The 17,692-nt window shown below is 61.4% G+C and carries 18 protein-coding genes; 11 read left to right on the top strand and 7 right to left on the bottom strand.

What is annotated here, in order from left to right; translation table 11 throughout:
- Window positions 1–14: 14 nt before the first annotated feature.
- From GWK36_RS10950 to GWK36_RS10940, 3 genes are all read right to left on the bottom strand, one after another.
- Complete coding sequence (locus GWK36_RS10950) at window positions 15–614, bottom strand: c-type cytochrome (RefSeq protein WP_166271167.1); 600 nt, start codon at window positions 612–614, stop codon at window positions 15–17.
- A 126-nt stretch (window positions 615–740) separates the two neighbouring features.
- Window positions 741–1,736, bottom strand: a complete 996-nt coding sequence (locus GWK36_RS10945) for an ankyrin repeat domain-containing protein (RefSeq protein WP_246237538.1) — start codon at window positions 1,734–1,736, stop codon at window positions 741–743.
- The gene (locus GWK36_RS10940; RefSeq protein ID WP_166271166.1) at window positions 1,733–2,290 is read right to left on the bottom strand and encodes a NapC/NirT family cytochrome c; all 558 of its coding nucleotides are present in this window, start codon (window positions 2,288–2,290) and stop codon (window positions 1,733–1,735) included. Before GWK36_RS10940 ends, GWK36_RS10945 begins: the two co-directional genes overlap by 4 nt.
- 254 nt (window positions 2,291–2,544) lie before the next feature.
- Here GWK36_RS10940 and GWK36_RS10935 point away from each other — a divergent pair, with 254 nt between their 5' ends.
- The gene (locus GWK36_RS10935; protein ID WP_166271165.1) at window positions 2,545–2,757 is read left to right on the top strand and encodes a hypothetical protein; all 213 of its coding nucleotides are present in this window, start codon (window positions 2,545–2,547) and stop codon (window positions 2,755–2,757) included.
- Window positions 2,758–2,953: 196 nt separating this feature from the next.
- Here the strand turns inward: GWK36_RS10935 and GWK36_RS10930 are convergent, their stop codons facing one another.
- Window positions 2,954–3,145: a hypothetical protein gene (locus GWK36_RS10930; RefSeq protein WP_166271164.1), complete on the bottom strand. Its 192-nt coding sequence runs from the start codon at window positions 3,143–3,145 to the stop codon at window positions 2,954–2,956.
- A gap of 112 nt (window positions 3,146–3,257) precedes the next feature.
- Between GWK36_RS10930 and GWK36_RS10925 the strand changes: the two genes are divergently transcribed.
- From GWK36_RS10925 to pnp, 10 genes are all read left to right on the top strand, one after another.
- Entirely contained in the window at window positions 3,258–4,007 is a 750-nt protein-coding gene (locus GWK36_RS10925; RefSeq protein ID WP_166271163.1) for a HesA/MoeB/ThiF family protein, read from the top strand.
- Between the two features lie 232 nt (window positions 4,008–4,239).
- Entirely contained in the window at window positions 4,240–4,980 is a 741-nt protein-coding gene (locus GWK36_RS10920) for an S-methyl-5'-thioinosine phosphorylase (RefSeq protein ID WP_166271162.1), read from the top strand.
- A gap of 66 nt (window positions 4,981–5,046) precedes the next feature.
- A complete protein-coding gene (locus GWK36_RS10915; protein ID WP_166271161.1) occupies window positions 5,047–5,937 on the top strand; it encodes a hypothetical protein in 891 nt (296 codons plus the stop codon).
- A 241-nt stretch (window positions 5,938–6,178) separates the two neighbouring features.
- Window positions 6,179–6,634 (top strand): ribosome maturation factor RimP, encoded by a 456-nt coding sequence (rimP, locus tag GWK36_RS10910; RefSeq protein WP_166271160.1) that lies wholly within the window; start codon window positions 6,179–6,181, stop codon window positions 6,632–6,634.
- Window positions 6,635–6,711: 77 nt separating this feature from the next.
- Window positions 6,712–8,202 (top strand): transcription termination factor NusA, encoded by a 1,491-nt coding sequence (gene nusA, locus GWK36_RS10905; protein ID WP_166271159.1) that lies wholly within the window; start codon window positions 6,712–6,714, stop codon window positions 8,200–8,202.
- A 19-nt stretch (window positions 8,203–8,221) separates the two neighbouring features.
- Window positions 8,222–10,999, top strand: coding sequence for a translation initiation factor IF-2 (gene infB / locus GWK36_RS10900; RefSeq protein WP_166271158.1), 2,778 nt, complete (start codon window positions 8,222–8,224; stop codon window positions 10,997–10,999).
- A complete protein-coding gene (gene rbfA, locus GWK36_RS10895; protein WP_166271157.1) occupies window positions 10,996–11,379 on the top strand; it encodes a 30S ribosome-binding factor RbfA in 384 nt (127 codons plus the stop codon). Before infB ends, rbfA begins: the two co-directional genes overlap by 4 nt.
- A 1-nt stretch (window position 11,380) precedes the next feature.
- Window positions 11,381–12,295 (top strand): tRNA pseudouridine(55) synthase TruB, encoded by a 915-nt coding sequence (gene truB / locus GWK36_RS10890; RefSeq protein ID WP_166271156.1) that lies wholly within the window; start codon window positions 11,381–11,383, stop codon window positions 12,293–12,295.
- Between the two features lie 194 nt (window positions 12,296–12,489).
- Complete coding sequence (rpsO, locus tag GWK36_RS10885; RefSeq protein ID WP_166271155.1) at window positions 12,490–12,759, top strand: 30S ribosomal protein S15; 270 nt, start codon at window positions 12,490–12,492, stop codon at window positions 12,757–12,759.
- A 144-nt stretch (window positions 12,760–12,903) separates the two neighbouring features.
- Window positions 12,904–15,003, top strand: coding sequence for a polyribonucleotide nucleotidyltransferase (pnp, locus tag GWK36_RS10880; RefSeq protein ID WP_166271154.1), 2,100 nt, complete (start codon window positions 12,904–12,906; stop codon window positions 15,001–15,003).
- A gap of 111 nt (window positions 15,004–15,114) precedes the next feature.
- On the opposite strand, the gene GWK36_RS10875 is transcribed toward pnp, so the two are convergent.
- The 3 genes from GWK36_RS10875 to GWK36_RS10865 are packed head-to-tail and all read right to left on the bottom strand — an operon-like array spanning window position 15,115 to window position 17,663.
- Window positions 15,115–15,642 (bottom strand): phosphatase PAP2 family protein, encoded by a 528-nt coding sequence (locus GWK36_RS10875; RefSeq protein ID WP_166271153.1) that lies wholly within the window; start codon window positions 15,640–15,642, stop codon window positions 15,115–15,117.
- The gene (locus tag GWK36_RS10870) at window positions 15,627–16,838 is read right to left on the bottom strand and encodes a glycosyltransferase family 4 protein (protein WP_166271152.1); all 1,212 of its coding nucleotides are present in this window, start codon (window positions 16,836–16,838) and stop codon (window positions 15,627–15,629) included. The genes GWK36_RS10875 and GWK36_RS10870 overlap by 16 nt, the downstream gene beginning before the upstream one ends.
- 6 nt (window positions 16,839–16,844) lie before the next feature.
- Window positions 16,845–17,663, bottom strand: a complete 819-nt coding sequence (locus GWK36_RS10865; protein WP_246237537.1) for a lysophospholipid acyltransferase family protein — start codon at window positions 17,661–17,663, stop codon at window positions 16,845–16,847.
- Window positions 17,664–17,692 lie beyond the last annotated feature (29 nt).

Here is a 17,692-nt window from a genome sequence, read left to right as displayed (position 1 = left end):
TCTGACCTCCGGGGTTATTGCTGGCTGGCATAGAAGGCGAATAGCGCATCGAGCCCTTTCTCGCCCTCGGCCTTGAGCAGCTCATCGAGCTTGGTCTTCATCTTTTTTTCGATCGGTCTGCGGTCGGCGCGAAAGTCAGACATGGTATAGCGCAGATAGGGCGTCCATTGACCGGCGAGGATGTGATAGTCTTCCTCCTCGGCCAGCGGCTTTCCGCCCTCGGTATGGCACTTCTCGCAATACTTTTCGTGGAGCTTAGCCCCTTTCTTGGCAAGGGCCTTGTCAAAGTCCTGCTTGGCTGGCTGATAGGTCTGCTGCTTGAAATAACCGGCCATCTTTTCGAAGTCTTCCTTGGTATAGCCCTTGGCGATGCGCCCCATGATGGTCGAGGCGATCTCGCCACTCTTGAACCCCTCCATGACCTCGACGAAGACCTTGGGGTCCATGGCCGCAATGGACGGCGAGGCCGGGCCTAGGCTATTGCCGTAGGTCCCGTGACAGCCAGCGCAATTGTTGGCCAGTATCTCAGGGCTCGGCTCGGCTCCAGCCTTGGAGATGCCTCCAAGTGCAATCAGACAGGTTGCGAATAAAAGTCGCACAGGGTGCTGTGTCATGGTGTAGCTCCTCTCCTTTTTGGTATTCAGGTTTTATGACAAGGATCAAGGCATCCCATCCGCTGACCCAATGGGGTTGTTATTGATGAATAGCCGCAGGTTAATCGGCATCAGAGTGGGGTCCTTTCACAGGGGGTTGGCAGGGGGAAACGCTAGACGCTCCAGGACCTGCGTCTTGCCCATGTGGGCAGCGATGTCGGCAGCGGTGCGCCCGGCCTTGTCCTTGAGATCGACGCGGGCCCCCGCTGCGAGCAGCCAATCGATCATCTCCAGGTGACCGGCGGCAACTGCCTCCATCAATGGAGTCACTCCTTCCTGATCGGCCTGGTTGGGGTCGGCACCCAGGGCGAGCAAGCGCTCCACCGCTGCGGCGTGACTGTGCCCGATCGCCAGGTGTAAGGCGGTCGAGCCCATCCCATCCTGAGCATCCAGGCGGGCCCCGAGCTCGGTCAGGGTCGAGATGGCATCCACCTGTCCCTGATCGGCGGCGATGAGAAACGCCGTGGCCCCTTGTTTGTCGCGCGCCTCAAGCTCCGCGCCGCCCTTGACCAAGAGGGGCAAGACAGCAATCTGACCCTTGGCCGCGGCCTGCATCAGGGCGGTGCGGCCATCGCGATCGGCGGCCTTGGGGTCTGCGCCCTTGAACAACAACTGCTCGACGATCTCGGGATAGCCGTTGCGCGCTGCGATCATCAAGGCATCCCAGCCGGCGCGGGTACGGTCATGGAGATGGGCGCCGCGCTCCAGCAGCAAGGCACTGATCCCCATATGTCCGGCCTCGGCTGCAAAGGTCAGGGGCGTGCAGCCAGCGACCGTCCGCGCATTGACATCGGCTCCACGGCTCAGGAGGAGGGATACGGTCGCGAGATCTCCTCCCTCGACCGCAAACATGAGCGCTGTCTTGCCGAATGGGTTGGGCGCATCGACATGCGCCCCTTGATCGAGCAATCTGGCGGCGGTCTCGGTATCGCCGACCATGACGGTCAGACGCAGCTCGGTATCCAGGTCCTTTTCGGCGGCACCCGAAGGCAGGATAACCGCAGCCAAAAGGCCCCCGATCAACAAAAGCAGCTTAAGACTAGGCGGGCGCGGGTCCATAGCGACCTCAGCGATTTTGATCAAGGTGCGCTCGTCTCAGGCTCGGTCGGCAGCTGGTGCACGACCCCTTTGTGACACTCGATACAGGTCTGGCCCTTGTCCTGGGCCGCCGCATGCCGGCTGCGCGCCGAGCGGTTTTGCTCAGAAAGGTCCATGTCGCCGTAATCGTGGCAGGAACGGCACTCGCGCGAGTCGCTCGCCTCCATGCGTTTCCAGACCAGGTTGGCCAGATACCAGCGCCTGGCCTCAAACTTCTCGGGGGTGTCGATGGTCCCCATGATTTCGTGATAGACATCCTTGGCCGCCACGAACTTGGTGACCAGCTTGGGCCCAAGCACCTTGGGGACATGACAGTCGGCGCAGGTGGCCTGGACGCCTGAGCGGTTTTTGTAGTGACGGGATTCCTTGTACTCCTCGAAGTTGGTCTGCATCGTGTGACATGAGGTGCAGAACTCGAGGGTATTGGTCACCTTGATCCCGAAGTCCAAGGCCCAAACGAAGACCACGCCTCCCAGAAACAGCACGATAGGTATCAACCAGGGAAGGCGCTTGCGCACTGAAGACTCGGACTCCGACATGTACACTCCTCCCCGATCTATGCGGCTAGCCTTATTATTATTTATTTTTCACAGAGTGATTGCCGCAGCACCCTTTAGGATTCATGTTGGCGAACGGCAATTGATAATTTTCATTGCGGTCAGATCTTAAAGCATACAGACCAACGCTGTATAGAGTGGAGTTGCTTGTTTTAGAAGCCCTCATTGTGCCCTGCCCGCAATTCTTTTGGACACGAAATTGGGATAAATAGACATCTCTGGGGAAGGAGCGGGAGATGGTCGATGAGAGTGGGGTTGGGGAGGTGGTAGTGGAGGGGCTGCTTGGTGTGCGTAGAGCGACTGGACGCGCACCCTGCGCGGCGGTGGCAGTCAAGCGCTGGTCGTCTGGGCAGTGGTGTGATTGTGCCTTGGCGGGCATGGCTGCTGGCCTCGAGGAACGCGAGAGTGATCCGCTCGGGAAACCACTGGTGATGCCGGCGAGGGGGTGATGGAGGTGGGGCAGCGACGGTATTCGATCCAGACCTTGGAAGGCGGTTGGGTGTGGGTGTCTTCTGCTGTCGATCCTTTCGATGCCGACGGCATCGCTATCCATAATCTCGAAGATCGGCAATCGTTTCGCGGCCTTGCCGCCGATTGCCCAAGGGCTCCAGGGCGAGTTCGCCAGTATGGGGGCCTATGCTTGGCCTATGCTTGAAACAGATCGAGCTCTGGGGGAGCGAGGGGCGTTTTGCCTTGGTTGCCGAGCCCCAGACCAATACTGTCGGCGAGCGCTTGAGGCGGACAGTGAAGGAGCAGGCCATCCATGGCCGTCTCTTGCGCAACCTCGAAGCGGTGCGGCAGGCCGTTAGCGAGTTCAGGGATCGTTCCAATCCCCATTGGCATCTCGAGAAACTAGGTTTCATGTCACCCCTCGAAGCCGGGCAGGCTTGTGCCGCGAGAAGCCGCATGAACTACAAAGCTCTGTCCAACCAATTGAGGGCGCTAGACCATGACCGACGACGAACTCATCCGCTATAGCCGCCAAATCCTCTTGCCGCAGTTTGGGGTCGAGGGGCAGAAACGCCTGCGCGCGGCGCGGGTGCTCATCGTCGGGCTCGGTGGTCTAGGATCGGCGGCCGCATGCTATCTTACCGCGGCAGGGGTAGGCCGTCTGGTGTTAGTTGATGGGGATCGGGTGGAGCTTTCGAATCTACAGCGCCAGATCCTGCATACCGCCGAGCGCATCGGCATGCCCAAGACCGCATCAGCGCGACGAAGTCTTGCGGCGCTCAATCCCACAGTCGAGCTTGAGGTCCATGAGGGGCGGGTTGGGGCGGACAGCCTGCCTGAGTTGGTGAGCGGGGTGGATCTCGTCCTGGATTGCAGCGACAACTTTCCGACCCGCTTTGCTCTCAATGCCGCCTGTTATCGCGCGACCATCCCCCTCATCTCGGGTGCGGCCATCCGCTTCGAGGGTCAGCTCACGGCCTTCAGCGGCAGACCCGGTGGTCCCTGTTATCGCTGTCTCTATCCCGAGGAGGGGGCACTCGATGAGACCTGTACCGCAAACGGCGTGCTGGGCCCGCTGCTTGGGGTCATCGGCAGCCTCCAGGCGATCGAAGCGATCAAGATCCTGACCGGCATCGGAGAGCCGCTCTTCGGTCGGCTGATCCTGTTTGATGCCTTGCGACTCGATTGGCGACAGGTGCGTTTGCCTCCCGATCCTGCTTGTCCTATATGCCTGGGCGAGTCGGCCTGAGCAAAAAACCAGCCGCTTGAACCCTCGATCAACCAGCCAGGGATGCGGGTGGCGGGTATCTTTTTAGGGGCGATCCCCAGGAGGACCGAGTGCAGCAAGCACAAGGCCCCCGCTTGGGGCCATGGCGATACCTTTCTACGAAAACAGGATAGGCCTTAAGGTTGTAGCTGTTTTCCAATGGCTTCAGTATAGGTATTCAAGTAAAATCTAAAATAATCCAACGAGGGGGGTCATGGGTTTGTTAGCGATCATCGGCGGTTCCGGGTTCACAAGCCTGCCAGGGTTGGTGCCGCTTGAAACCTTGGCGGTGGAGACGCCCTATGGTGCGACCTCGGCATCACTGATTCGGGGTGAGCTGGGGAGGGGTGAGATCCTCTTTCTACCGCGTCATGGGGCAGACCATCGGCTACCGCCGCACGGTATCAACTATCGCGCTAACCTCTGGGCCTTGCGCGCCGCGGGTGCCGAGTGGGTCATCGGCCTGGCGGCGGTCGGTGGAATCACGCCGCTCTTTGCCCCGCAGGTCTTGGCGGTCCCTGATCAGATCATCGACTATACCTACGGGCGCGCCCATACCTTCTATGATGGGACGAGCGAGGGGGTTGAGCACGTCGATTTCACCGAGCCCTATTGCGAGTCATTGCGCCAAGCATTGATCCAGACTGCGGCAAGATTGGACGAGCCCCTGATCCCGCGCGGGACCTATGGCGCGACCCAAGGGCCGCGGCTTGAGAGCGCCGCCGAGATCCTGCGCTGCGAACAGGATGGCTGCGATATGGTTGGGATGACCGGGATGCCAGAGGCTGCGCTCGCACGCGAATTGGGTCTGTGTTATGCCTGCCTCGCCTTTGTCGTCAATTGGGCCGCCGGTAAGAGCGGCAGTGTGATCACCATGAAGGAGATCGAGGAGAATCTGGGCCTGTGTGTCGAGCGGGTGCTCTCGATCCTGAAGGCCGTGGCTGCGAGGGTTTAAAATACAGCTCGGCGATCTCTGTTTGTAATGTCCTAACCCATTGTCATCTCCGCTGGAGTCACCCCTATGTCTAGCTCGGACGAAAAATCCACTCCCCACAAGGGTCTCGGTTGGTTCCCCAAGCTCATCCTCTGGGCGGCGGTCTTCGCCTTCGGTTATGTCTATCTCAGTTCGGTTGATCGCGAGGACGGTGGTATCCGCGAGGGTTCCATGCTCGACACGCTCGCCAAGCTGAGCCCGGTCTCGCTGGACTCTCTGGGTTTTGCAGCCAAACAGGAAGAGCAGACCGGTACTGCCCAAACCCAGGCGCCAGCCGCATCTCAGCCAATCGCAAAGACTGAGGCGGCAAAGACCGAGACGGGTGGGGCCGCAGGTTCGGTCGAGCCTACCAAAACCTCTGCACCATCCGAGACGAGCGCTTCATCCAAGACTTCAGTGCCACCTGCCGAGAGTTCGCCTCGGCCATTGCCGCCGCCGATCAGCTATGAGGCGCTGGCGGTCAAGCCAGCACCCAAACCAGTCGAACAGCAGACTGCCGCCGCTGCCCCGTCGCCCTCTATTGCCCCTGCGGTCCAGGCGCCACCCGCTGCAGTGCAGCAGGTGCCGGTTACCGAGGCTCCCCAGCCCAAGCCCGAATCCTTGGGGGCTGCCGCTGCCCCTGTGCCATCCGCGCCAGCGCCCAGCGCACCGGTCCCGATGCCCGAGCAGATGCCTCTCGTTTCGCGGCCCGGCGCTTCGGGGTCGCAGGATGAGTGGGCGTCCCTGCATCAGCAGCGCCGTGCCGAGATGATGGCGCGCTACGAGGCCATGCGCCGCGAAGCCGAGGAACGGATGCGCCGGCAGTGGGAAGAACATCGCCAGGCCATGCCTCCGGTCTATCCCCCCTATCCGTATCCGGGCTATGGCCCCGCTTATTGGCCGGGTTATGCGCCTGGGGTATATGGCCCAGGGCGCTAGCGCTTAAGCCCAGGCTCGCGCGCGTGGCGCTCCAGCCGCCGCGCGCGTGGCCCTTGCAATCGTAGAATGCAGTGCGTATAGTCTAAAAATTGCAAGGAGCGTGGTTATAATATCCTTGTCGCCAAGGCCCCTATGATGGGGTCTTTTGCTATCTGAGTGCATGTGCCGGACAGTCATCCATGATGCGGGGCAGTGTGTTGCGTTGGGCCAAGGGCCCAATTTTTATTTGCGGGTATCAATCATGCTGCCGGCTGACAGCCAACTGACATGCCTGGTGCGCGGCGTAGTCGAGGCTATGGGCTATGAGCTGGTCGGTGTGGACTATCTCAAGGCGCGCCATACGGCCCGTTTACGCGTCTATATCGACCATGCGCAAGGCATCACGCTGGATGATTGCGCTACAGTCAGTCATCAACTCAGCGGGGTTTTAGACGTTGAGGACCCGATCCCCGGTCAGTATGACCTAGAGGTTTCATCGCCGGGGCTGGATCGCCCTCTGGTCTTCGCCGAACATTTCGAGCGCTTTGCCGGTCATCGCGTTCGGCTGCGTCTTCATGAAAAGATCGAGGGGCGGCGACGACTCGATGGCGTATTGCTAGGTCTTGCGCCTGGCGGCGTCAGGCTGAGGGCCGATGAGCGCGATTGGGAGATCCCCTTGACGAGCATCGACTCGGCGCGCTTGGTCCCCGAGCTCTGAGCGCTGCGGTCTGCTTGCTATTCGCAAGTCCCGACCTTCTGCATGCCTACCCCGCCTTGACTGGGATATTGGATGGAATGAGCAAAGAAATCCTAAATGTCGTTGAAGCTGTCTCTAACGAAAAAGACATCCCCGAGAGCGTCATCTTCGAAGCGATCGAATCTGCGCTTGTCTCTGCGACCCGCAAAAAGCATGGCGGCAACATCGACGTGCGCGTTTCCATCGACCGTAAGACTGGGCAATACCGCACCTTCAGGCGCTGGCAGATCGTCCCTGATGACGCGTTAGACACCCCGGCGCGCCAGATCACCGCCTCGGCGGCAGCCCTCCTGGAGCCTCATCTGAAGATTGGCGATTTCATCGAGGAAGAGATCGAGTCCGAGTCCTTTGGGCGCATCGCAGTGCAGAGCGCCAAGCAGGCGATCATGCAGCGGGTGCGCGACGCCGAGCGGGCCAAGGTCATCGAGGCATTCAATGCACGCAAGGGACAACTGGTGACCGGCATCGTCAAAAAGGTCGAGCGCGGGGCCATCATCCTGGATCTCGGCAACAACGCCGAGGCGATCATCCCGCGCGAACATGTCATCCCACGTGAGTCGGTGCGTTCGGGCGATCGGCTGCGTGGTTATCTCTACGACGTGCGCCCCGAGCAGAAGGGCCCCCAGCTCTTCGTCAGCCGTACCATGCCCGAGCTGCTCATCGAATTGTTTAAGCTCGAGGTACCGGAGGTCGGCGAGGGGCTGATCGAGATCCTGGGAGCGGCACGCGATCCGGGGTCGCGCGCTAAGATCGCGGTGCGCAGCCGTGATCCCCGTATCGATCCAGTGGGCGCCTGTGTCGGCATGCGCGGCTCGCGCGTCCAGGCCGTGTCCAACGAACTCAATGGCGAGCGGGTTGATATCATCCTGTGGGACGAGAACCCAGTGCACTTCGTGATGAAGGCGATGGCACCGGCGGAGGTCGTCTCGGTGATCCTGGATGAGGAGACCCATAGTATGGATGTAGTGGTCAAGGAGGAAAATCAGGCCCAGGCCATCGGGCGCCTCGGCCAGAATGTGAAGCTTGCCACCCGTCTGACTGGGTGGGAGCTCAATGTCATGAACGAACAAGAGGCGGCTGCCAAAAAGGATCAGGAGACCCGCCATCTGGTCGAGCACTTTAAGGCGCAACTCGGTATCGAAGAGGAGTTGGCCCGGCTGTTGGTGGACGAGGGCTTCCTGGACATCGAGGATCTCGCCTATGTGCCGATCGAGGAACTGAGCGCCATCGAGGGTTTGGATGAGGAGATCATTAAGATCCTGCGTGCGCGCGCTCATGATGTGCTTCTGATGCGCGCGCTGGCTGCCGAAGAGATCGCCGAGGTCGGCGCACAGGAGTTGTTGACCCTCGAGGGTATGGACCAGCGGCTTGCTACCATGCTCGCCGAGCGCGGGATCAAGACCATCGCGGATCTCGCCGACCTGGCGGTCGATGACCTTATGGAGTTAGAGGGCATGGACGAGCAACGCGCCGCCCGGTTGATCATGCAAGCGCGGGCGCCGCTCTTTGCGAATGCGCCGGGGGAATAGAGGTTAAAAAGGTCAGTCCATGAGCGAAGTCACGGTCAAGCAACTCGCCTCCACAGTCGGCATCCCGGTCGAACGGCTTCTGAGCCAGTTGAAGGAGGCCGGCATCAGTGCCAGCGACGCCGATTCGACCCTTACGGAAAAGGAGAAGCTGCAACTCCTCGTTTATCTGCGGCGCAGCCACGGCAAGGACCAAACCGAGGGCGAGCTTGGTGCTCAGATCACCGTCAAGCGCAAATCAGTCAGCGAACTGCGAATCTCGCCAGCAACGTCACCGCGCAGTACGGCGGGTTCGCGCCCAGCGCTGGCAGGGCGCAGCGGCAAGACGGTCAGCGTCGAGGTCCGGCACAAACGCCCCCTCAACCGCGATGAGACCGCGCCTCCGCCCGTCCCCTCCGCCCGCCGTCCCACCAGCGAAGGCGGTTCTGGCGAGCGCGAGCATACCGGCTCTGGATCGGCCATCGATGATATGCGCCGCCGCGCAGCCTTGGAGGCCCTGCGTGCCGAGCAAGAGGCGCGCCGTCTGGCCGAACAGGAAGAGCAGGAACGGCGAGCGCGCGAGGCCGAGGAGGCACGCCGTCAATCGGTTGAGGCCCGTCGTCGCACTGAGGAGGAAGAGGAACGTCACCGCGCCGAGGAGAAGGCGCGTCTTGAGGCCGAGCAGGCGGCACAGGCGCTGCAACAAGAAGAAGGCAGCAAGGCCGAGACATCCGAGCTGTCCAGCACCCATCCCCCATCTGGGCCTCCCGACCAGTCCGCGGCCCGCCGCGCTGACACCTCCAAGCCGAAAAAGGTGGTCAAAAAGGCCGCCGAGCGGGTTGAGGTCGAGGTCGATAAGGAGAAGGAAAAGGGACGCGTGCCCAAAAAGGCCGTCCGCAAGGAGGCAGCGCCGATCCGTCTGCGGGCCTTGGACGTGGGTCCCGGCGATTATGAAGATCTTGATGGCGCCCTGAACGAACGTGCGCCGCGTCGCCGTAAAAAGCCCACCAAACCCCAGCTCCAGGACAAACACGCCTTCCAAAAACCGACCGCGCCCGTGGTGCGCGAGGTCGAGATCCCAGAGACTATCACCGTGGCCGAGCTCGCCAGCCGCATGTCGGTCAAGGCGTCTGAGGTGATCAAAGAACTCTTTAAGCAGGGGATGATGGTGACCATCAACCAGGTCCTCGATCGAGATACCGCCGTCCTGGTTGTCGAAGAGATGGGACACAAGGCGGTCCTCGCCGAGGAGCGCGATGCCGAGGTGGCCTTACAAGAAGAACTCGAGGAACAAGAGGGTCAGTTCGAGGCGTATCCACGCCCGCCGGTCGTCACCATCATGGGGCATGTCGACCACGGCAAGACCTCGCTCCTCGATTATATCCGGCGCACCCGTGTGGCCTCTGCCGAGGCCGGTGGTATCACCCAGCACATCGGCGCCTATCATGTCGAGACCCCACGTGGCACCGTGACCTTCCTCGATACCCCAGGCCATGCTGCATTTTCGGCGATGCGTGCGCGCGGCGCCAAGGTCACCGACATTGTGGTCCTGGTCGTCGCTGCCGATGATGGCGTCATGCCCCAGACAGCCGAGGCCATTCAACATGCCCGCGCCGCTGGTGTGCCGCTGATCGTGGCGATCAACAAGATCGACAAGCACGAGGCCAATCCGGATCGGGTGATGCAGGAATTGACCCAGCACGAGGTCCTGGCCGAGGAATGGGGCGGTGATACCATGATGGTGAAGGTCTCGGCCAAGACCGGTGCGGGGATCGATGACCTCCTGGAGGCCATCCTCCTTCAGGCCGAGGTGTTAGAGCTCAAGGCCCCCATCGAGGGCCCAGCGCGCGGCACCATCATCGAATCCAGCCTAGACAAAGGGCGGGGGCCGGTGGCCACCGTCCTGGTCCAGGCAGGGACGCTCAAACGCGGCGATATCATCGTTTCGGGAACCGAATATGGCCGGGTGCGCGCCATGTTTGATGAGTCGGGACGTACGGTCGAGGCGGCTGGGCCCTCGATCCCAGTGCAGGTCCTGGGTCTTTCCGGCACCCCGAATGCAAGCGATGATGTCGTAGTCGTGAGCGACGAACGCCGTGCCCGTGAGGTCGCTGAACTGCGTGCTGCCCGTTCCCGCCAGAGCCGACTCGATGAACAGCGCGGAGTTAGCCTGGATCAGCTCTTTACCCAGCTCAAGGAGGGCGAGCAGAAGTCGGTCAATATCATCCTGAAGGCCGATGTCCAGGGTAGTCTGGAAGCGCTCAAGGAAAGCCTGCTGAAACTCAGCACCGATGAGGTCAAGGTCGCCATCGTTGCTGCTGGCATCGGCGGGATCACCGAGTCCGATGCCAACCTGGCGGTGACCTCCAATGCCATCCTGCTGGGCTTCAATGTGCGCGCCGATGCCGCGGCACGCCGGGTGATCGAGGAGCGGGGCCTGGATCTGCGCTATTACAGCGTGATCTATGAGCTGATCGATGATGTCAAGAAGGCGATCGCCGGTCTCCTCCGCCCAGTGGTCACCGAGGAGATCATCGGTCTGGCCGAGGTGCGCGAGGTCTTCCGTTCGTCCAAGTTCGGGACGGTGGCCGGTTGCATGGTGGTCGAGGGCGTGATCAAACGCAACAACCCCATCCGCGTCTTACGCAACAATGTCGTGATCTATGAGGGGACCCTGGAGTCGCTGCGCCGCTTCAAGGACGATGTCAGCGAGGTCAAACAGGGCTTCGAGTGTGGGATCGGTGTACGCAACTATACCGATGTGCGCCCCGGAGACCAGATCGAGGTCTTTGAGCGCACGGAGCGGGCGCGCGTCCTGTGAGCGAGCATACCTTTGAACGCACCGAGCGCATCGGTGCCGAGATCCAGCGCCTGTTAGCCATACTGATTCGCGATGAGGTCAAGGATCCGCGTCTGGCCAACTTGACGATCCATGAGGTGCAGGTGACGCGTGATCTCGCCCATGCCAAGGTCTATTTCACCTGTTTCCCCGATGATGAGGGCGCCAAGGAGCAAGAACGCCTATTAAACGGGCGTCTCAGCGGATTCCTGCGCCGCCGGTTGGCTCAAGAGATCCGTCTGCGCACCATGCCACAGCTCCATTTCGTCCACGATGAATCCATCGCCCGCGGTGAGCGCCTGGTCTCGCTCATCGAACAAGCGGTCGGTCAGGACCGCTCCAAGCATCACGAGGTGGAGTGAAATGGGACGTCGTCCGCCTGGACGCCCAATCACTGGGATCCTCTTGCTGGACAAGCCAGCAGGTCTGACCTCGAACGCCGCCCTGCAACAGATCAAGAGCCATTATCGTGCGCGCAAGGCAGGGCATACTGGCAGCCTCGACCCCTTAGCCACTGGTCTCCTGCCCTGCTGTCTAGGCGATGCGACCAAGTTCTCGGCCTTTTTACTAGACGCCGATAAGCGTTATCGGGTGCGCATCCATTTGGGGGTGACCACCGCGACCGGCGACGCCGAGGGTGAGGTGTTGGCTACAGCGCCGGTCGGCGACCTGAGCGCAGACCAGATCCGCGCTGTCCTCGACCGTTTCATCGGCCCGCTCGATCAATTGCCTCCCATGTATTCGGCGGTCAAACATCAAGGCGAGCGGCTGTATCGTCTCGCGCGTCAGGGGATCGAGGTCGATCGCCAGCCGCGCCGGATTCACATCCATGCGCTGTCTCTGGTGGCGCTCAAGCTGCCTGAGATCGAGGTCGATGTGCACTGCTCTAAAGGGACCTATATACGCACCCTCGCCGAGGATATCGGTCGGGCGCTGGGCTGCGGCGCCCATGTCAGTGCCCTGCGCCGAATGGGTGTGGGACCCTATATCGAACCAGGGGCGTCCTTTATCACGAGCGAGCGGATCGCCGCCCTTGCTGAACAGGGCGATTTCAACGCCCTCGACGCCCTGCTCCTGCCCCTCGATACTGCACTCGGGCACTACCCGGCCCTGCGGCTTTCCCCGGATGCCGCCTTTTATCTGCAACAGGGGCAAGCGGTGCTGGTGCCCCAGGCGCCCGCCGAGGGCTGGGTGCGATTATATGATCCCAACGCCCGCTTTATCGGTGTCGGCGAGATCAGCGACGATGGCCGTGTTCAGCCCAAGCGACTTCTGTGAGTCTGGGGTGCGGGTTTCTAGCCAGCACCCTTAAAAAATGCCGCCAGGATGGCGGTGCCTGCCAGTCCCTGGGGTCATTGCCGGGGGCGGGGGCCGATGCCAAGGCGCAAACAGATCGCCCAGGCATCCCGAAGAAGTGCCGCCAAGCATGCGGCCTGATGTAAAACACTGACAACGACTGGAGAAAGCATCCAATGACGATGACTGCTGCGGATAAAAAGAAGATCATCGATGAATATGCGCGCGGCGAACGCGATACCGGTTCGCCAGAGGTCCAGGTAGCCCTGTTGACGGCGCGCATTCAACAGTTGACCGAGCATTTCAAGACCCATACCCAAGATCATCATTCACGCCGGGGCCTGGTGCGCATGGTCAATGCACGGCGCAAGCTGCTCGACTATCTCAAGCGCAAGGATCTCGACCGCTACCGCGAGCTCATTGCCCGCCTGGGTCTGCGCCGCTGAAGGTATGCGGCTGGCAACAGGGCTGATGGGCCTCTGGACCAGACCGCAGCCGGCCTGGTCCGTTTGCCTGCTTGATTCCGGGATCCAGGCTGCATCCCAGACCCACCGTGTGCCGCTGGCCCAAACTATGCCGAGGAGTTATCTGTGATTCCTAAGCCCATTGTGAAGCAATTCCAATACGGAACCCAAACCGTCAGGCTGGAGACGGGGGAGATCGCCCGCCAGGCCGATGGCGCGGTCATGGTCAACATGGATGATACCGTCGTCTTGGTCACGGTCGTCGTGGATAAAAGCCCGGGTGCTGCGCAGGATTTCCTGCCGCTGACCGTCGAGTATCAGGAAAAGACCTATGCTGCCGGGCGCATCCCAGGCGGCTTCTTCCGGCGTGAAGGCCGCCCGAGCGAGGGCGAGATCCTGGCCGCGCGTCTGATCGATCGCCCCTTGCGCCCCCTCTTTGCCAAGGGGTTCTGCAACGAGGTACAGGTCATCGCCACGGTCAAGTCGTTGAATCCGGCGGTCAACCCCGAGGTCCCGGCGATGATCGGCGCCTCGGCAGCCCTGATGATCTCGGGCGTGCCGTTCAACGGGCCGATTGGCGCCGCCCGCGTCGGCTACAAAGACGGGCGCTATATCCTGAACCCGCCGATGATCGGCCTCAACCTTGATTCAGATCTAGACCTGGTCGTCGCCGGCACCGACAAGGCCGTCTTGATGGTTGAGTCGGAGGCGCGCGAGCTGTCCGAGGAAGTCATGCTCGGGGCGGTGATGTTCGGGCATGAGCAGATGCAGGTGGTGATTCAGGCGATCCGCGAACTGGCCGCCGAGGTCGGCAGACCGCCCATCCCCTGGACGCCGCATGTCATCGATCCGGCCCTGACCCAGGCGGTGTATGAGCTCGGGGCTGAATCCATCGCTGCCGCCTATCGGATCAAGGAAAAACAGGCCCGCCATGCCGCGCTCGACAACGCACGCAACGCCATCGTCGAGCAGCTCTGTGGCGGTGAAAACCCTGCCTGGCCCGAGGCGCAGGTGCGCCAGGTCATCGAGGCGCTCGAGGCGCGCACGGTGCGCGATGCCATCCTCATGGGGCAGCCGCGCATCGATGGGCGCGATACTAAGACCGTGCGCCCGATCAGTATCCGCACCAGCGTCCTGCCTCGTACCCATGGCTCGGCCTTATTTACCCGCGGCGAGACCCAGGCGCTGGTGGTGACTACCCTGGGCACCGAGCGCGATTCGCAGATCGTCGACGCACTGGAAGGAGAGCGGAAGGAGCATTTCATGCTCCATTACAACTTCCCGCCCTTTTGTGTCGGCGAGATCGGACGGGTCGGCAGCCCTAAGCGTCGCGAGATCGGTCATGGGCGGCTGGCCAAGCGCGGAGTTCTCGCGGTCATGCCCAGCATCGAGGAATTCCCCTATTCAGTGCGCGTGGTTTCGGAGATCACCGAGTCCAACGGCTCAAGCTCGATGGCGAGCGTCTGTGGGACCAGTTTGGCGCTCATGGATGCAGGGGTGCCGATCAAGGCCCCTGTCGCTGGGGTGGCAATGGGTCTGATCAAGGAAGACAACCGGTTCGCGGTCCTGACCGACATCATGGGCGATGAGGATCATCTCGGCGACATGGACTTCAAGGTCGCAGGTACTGCTGAGGGTGTCAATGCCCTCCAGATGGACATCAAGATCGAGGGGATCACCCGCGAGATCATGGAGATTGCACTCGCCCAGGCGCGCGAGGCCAGGCTCCATATCCTTGCCGAGATGAACAAGGTGATGCCTTCACACCGCCCCGAGATGTCTGAGCATGCACCGCGGATCATCGAGTTCAAGATCCATCCCGAAAAGATCCGCGATGTCATCGGCAAGGGTGGCTCGGTGATCCGGGCCATCACCGAGGAGACCGGCGCTACCATCGACATCAGCGACGATGGACTGGTCAAGATCTTTTCGGTCATCAAGGCGGCGGGCGAGGAGGCCAAACGGCGTATCCAGCTCATCACTGCTGATGTGGAGGTCGGCAAGGTCTATGAGGGACGGGTCTCACGGCTGATGGAGTTCGGTGCTTTCGTCACCATCCTGCCCGGACGCGATGGTCTGGTCCACATCTCACAAATCTGTGAGGAGCGCGTCCAGTCGGTTAGCGATAAGCTCAAGGAGGGCGATATCGTGCGGGTCAAGGTGCTCGAGATCGACAAACAGGGCCGTATCCGGCTAAGCATGAAGGCGGTGGGACCTGACGAGTAATCCACATCAGTGATCGCCCGGGGGCGCCCAGCGCTCCCGCAAGGCAGGCAAGAGCCCCAGAGCTTAGCGGCCAATACTGAGGAAAACGGTCGGCATGCCGCTTGCTGGGCCCTATACAAACAGGATGCTGCTATATCCCAGCGCTAGCCCGATCAGGATACCCATCAGGACATCGCTTGGGTAATGCAATCCCAAAACGATGCGCGACAGCGCGATCAGGGTAGTAAAAGGGACGAGCAGCCAGCCAAGCTCGGGGAAATAATCGATCGCGACCGTCGAAAAGGCCACGGCGTGCAAGCTGTGCCCAGATGGAAAGCTGTATTGATCCAGCGGCGGCACCAGGGCGGTGATGTCGTGTGCATGGTCACAAGGCCGAGGGCGCCGGGTGGCACCTTTGAGCAATTTATAGAGCAGTAAGGCCAGCGCACCGGTCAGCAGCATGTGCAGGCTCGCCTGTAACCCTGACAATCCATAGACCGGGGGCAGGGCGGCCATCAGGCTATACCAAAAGACCCCATCCCCCAGTCGGCTGACGATCGCGAAGGGCTGTTGAAGCCAGGGATGCCGACCGCCGGATCGGCTCCATACCCGACACACGCTCACCTCAAGATCATTCAGATGTCTTAGCCAGGCTTGCATGACAGGACTCCATTAGCGTTGTTCGCCCGTCGTTGATGAATCACCGCGCATAACAGTTCCTCGGCCCGCGCGAGCACGCGCTCCCAGCCGCTATCCTGCATCGTCTTGCGCGCCTCGCTCCCCATCCGGCGCAGCCGCTCTGGATCATCGACGCATTGCACACAGGCTGCGATGAATGCATCCTCGTCCCCAAGCGCAACGGGAACGCCATTGATCCAGGGTCGGATATAGGCCCCTGCTGCCGCATAAGCGAAGGCGATGACCGGCAAACCGCTGGCCATGGCCTCGGTCACGACATTGCCGAAGGTCTCGGTCAGGCTCGGGAAAAGAAACAGATCGCCCGAGGCGTAATGCGCGGCCAATTCATCGCCCCTGCGCGCCCCCGCAAAGATCAGATCGGGGTGTTGCTGTTTGAGAGCTCCGAACTCAGGTCCATCGCCAACGAGCACGAAGCGGGCCTCTGGACGGCGCTCCTGAATGGCGCGAAACCCAGCCAAGGCGAGTGCCAGATTCTTTTCGGCGGCGATACGCCCGACATAGAGCACCGCCAAATCCTCGGGTCCACATCCCCAGGTGCGTCGCAGCTCAGCAGAGCGGCGGCTCGGCGCAAAGTGTTCGGTATCGACGCCGCGCCCGAAGACATAGACGTTCTCAAAACCTTCGGCAATGAGCGCTGCGCGCAGCTCCTCCGTTGGGACCAGGGTAGCGTCTGAATGATTGTGGAAATGTTTGAGGCGCTTTTCGATCTGACGGGTGAGCAGCCCCAGCCCGTAATGTTGGCTATAACGCTGAAAATGGGTATGAAAGCCCGTCACGCTGGGGATCTTGAGCGAGCGCGCCGCAGCGAGAGCTGCATGGCCCAGGGGCCCTTGAGTCGCGATATAGACGAGATCGGGCGGATTGGTCTTCCAGAGGCGACGCAGACGCCAATAAACCGGCAGACCAAAGCGGAGGCTGCGATATCCCGGAATGGGCAGACCCGGCACCAGATGGTGCTCACAGCTACTGTCGGGAACACAGGTGGCGTCAGCAGGCTGGCGTGGTCGGATGACCTGCACGGCATGACCGCGCGCGGCCATACCCGTCGCCAGATAGCGCATCGTATTGGCGACACCATTGATCTCGGGCGGATAGGTCTCGGTCACGATGGCGATCTTCAGCGGGCCACCGGCCAGCGCCTGGTCTTGGTTGGACATGAGGGATCAGGCCGCTTGGGTCTCGCTTGGGAATGATAGGGGGCCAACATCTGCCGGCATGGTAGTGCCACCGTCAGCTGGATGATCCAGCGCAGAGAGCGCAGCAAGGATCGATGCGCGGGCCCGCTGGGCCAGGGCGCGGCGGGTCTCACCCGCATGGGGTTGGATCGGGTCGAGGAAAACAACCTGGGCGATCAGACCTGGATGACAGATGACCCGCCACAGGTTGGCCAACAGGCTGTCATCACCGATATAGGGCACGGTCAGATCAGGGGCCGGATCATCCAGACGCCGGTAGCGGATCGCTACCGGCTGGATGTGCCTTGCACTTGTCTGAGCGATGGTGAATAGACGGGGATGAAAGGGTCTGACCTTTTGGCCGTCGGTCGTTGTTCCCTCCGGAAAGATCATTGTCGTACGCCCCTGTTCGAGATCGGAGCCAAGCTGCCGGATTACGGCCTCGGCTTGATAGGCACCGCGCTCGATGAAACGGGTTCCGGCGAGCTCGGCGAACCAACCGATCAACGGCCAACGTCTCACCTCGGATTTCGACAGAAAATAGATCTCAGCCTGTGCGCCTAGAACGGGGATATCGAGCCAAGAGATGTGGTTGGCAACCAGTAAGCAGTTTGGTTCCAGTTGACCGCTGACCCAGACCTGCACCCCGAGTGCGCGCAGCAGGCGCGCGTGCCACCAGCGTACGGCCTGGGGTAGCCAAGCTGCCCGCTGGCGGTTGAGCAGGGTGGCGGACCAGGCGATGACGCTCCCCGTGATGAGGTGCTCACTGAGTCTCGCAGTACGCCATAGGATACGCGCGACCATCATGATAAAAGCGAGCCTTTACTCCGAACCAG

The sequence above is a fragment of the Caldichromatium japonicum genome, from assembly GCF_011290485.1.
Lineage (GTDB): Bacteria > Pseudomonadota > Gammaproteobacteria > Chromatiales > Chromatiaceae > Thermochromatium > Thermochromatium japonicum.
This window is presented reverse-complemented; position numbering and strand designations above follow the sequence as displayed.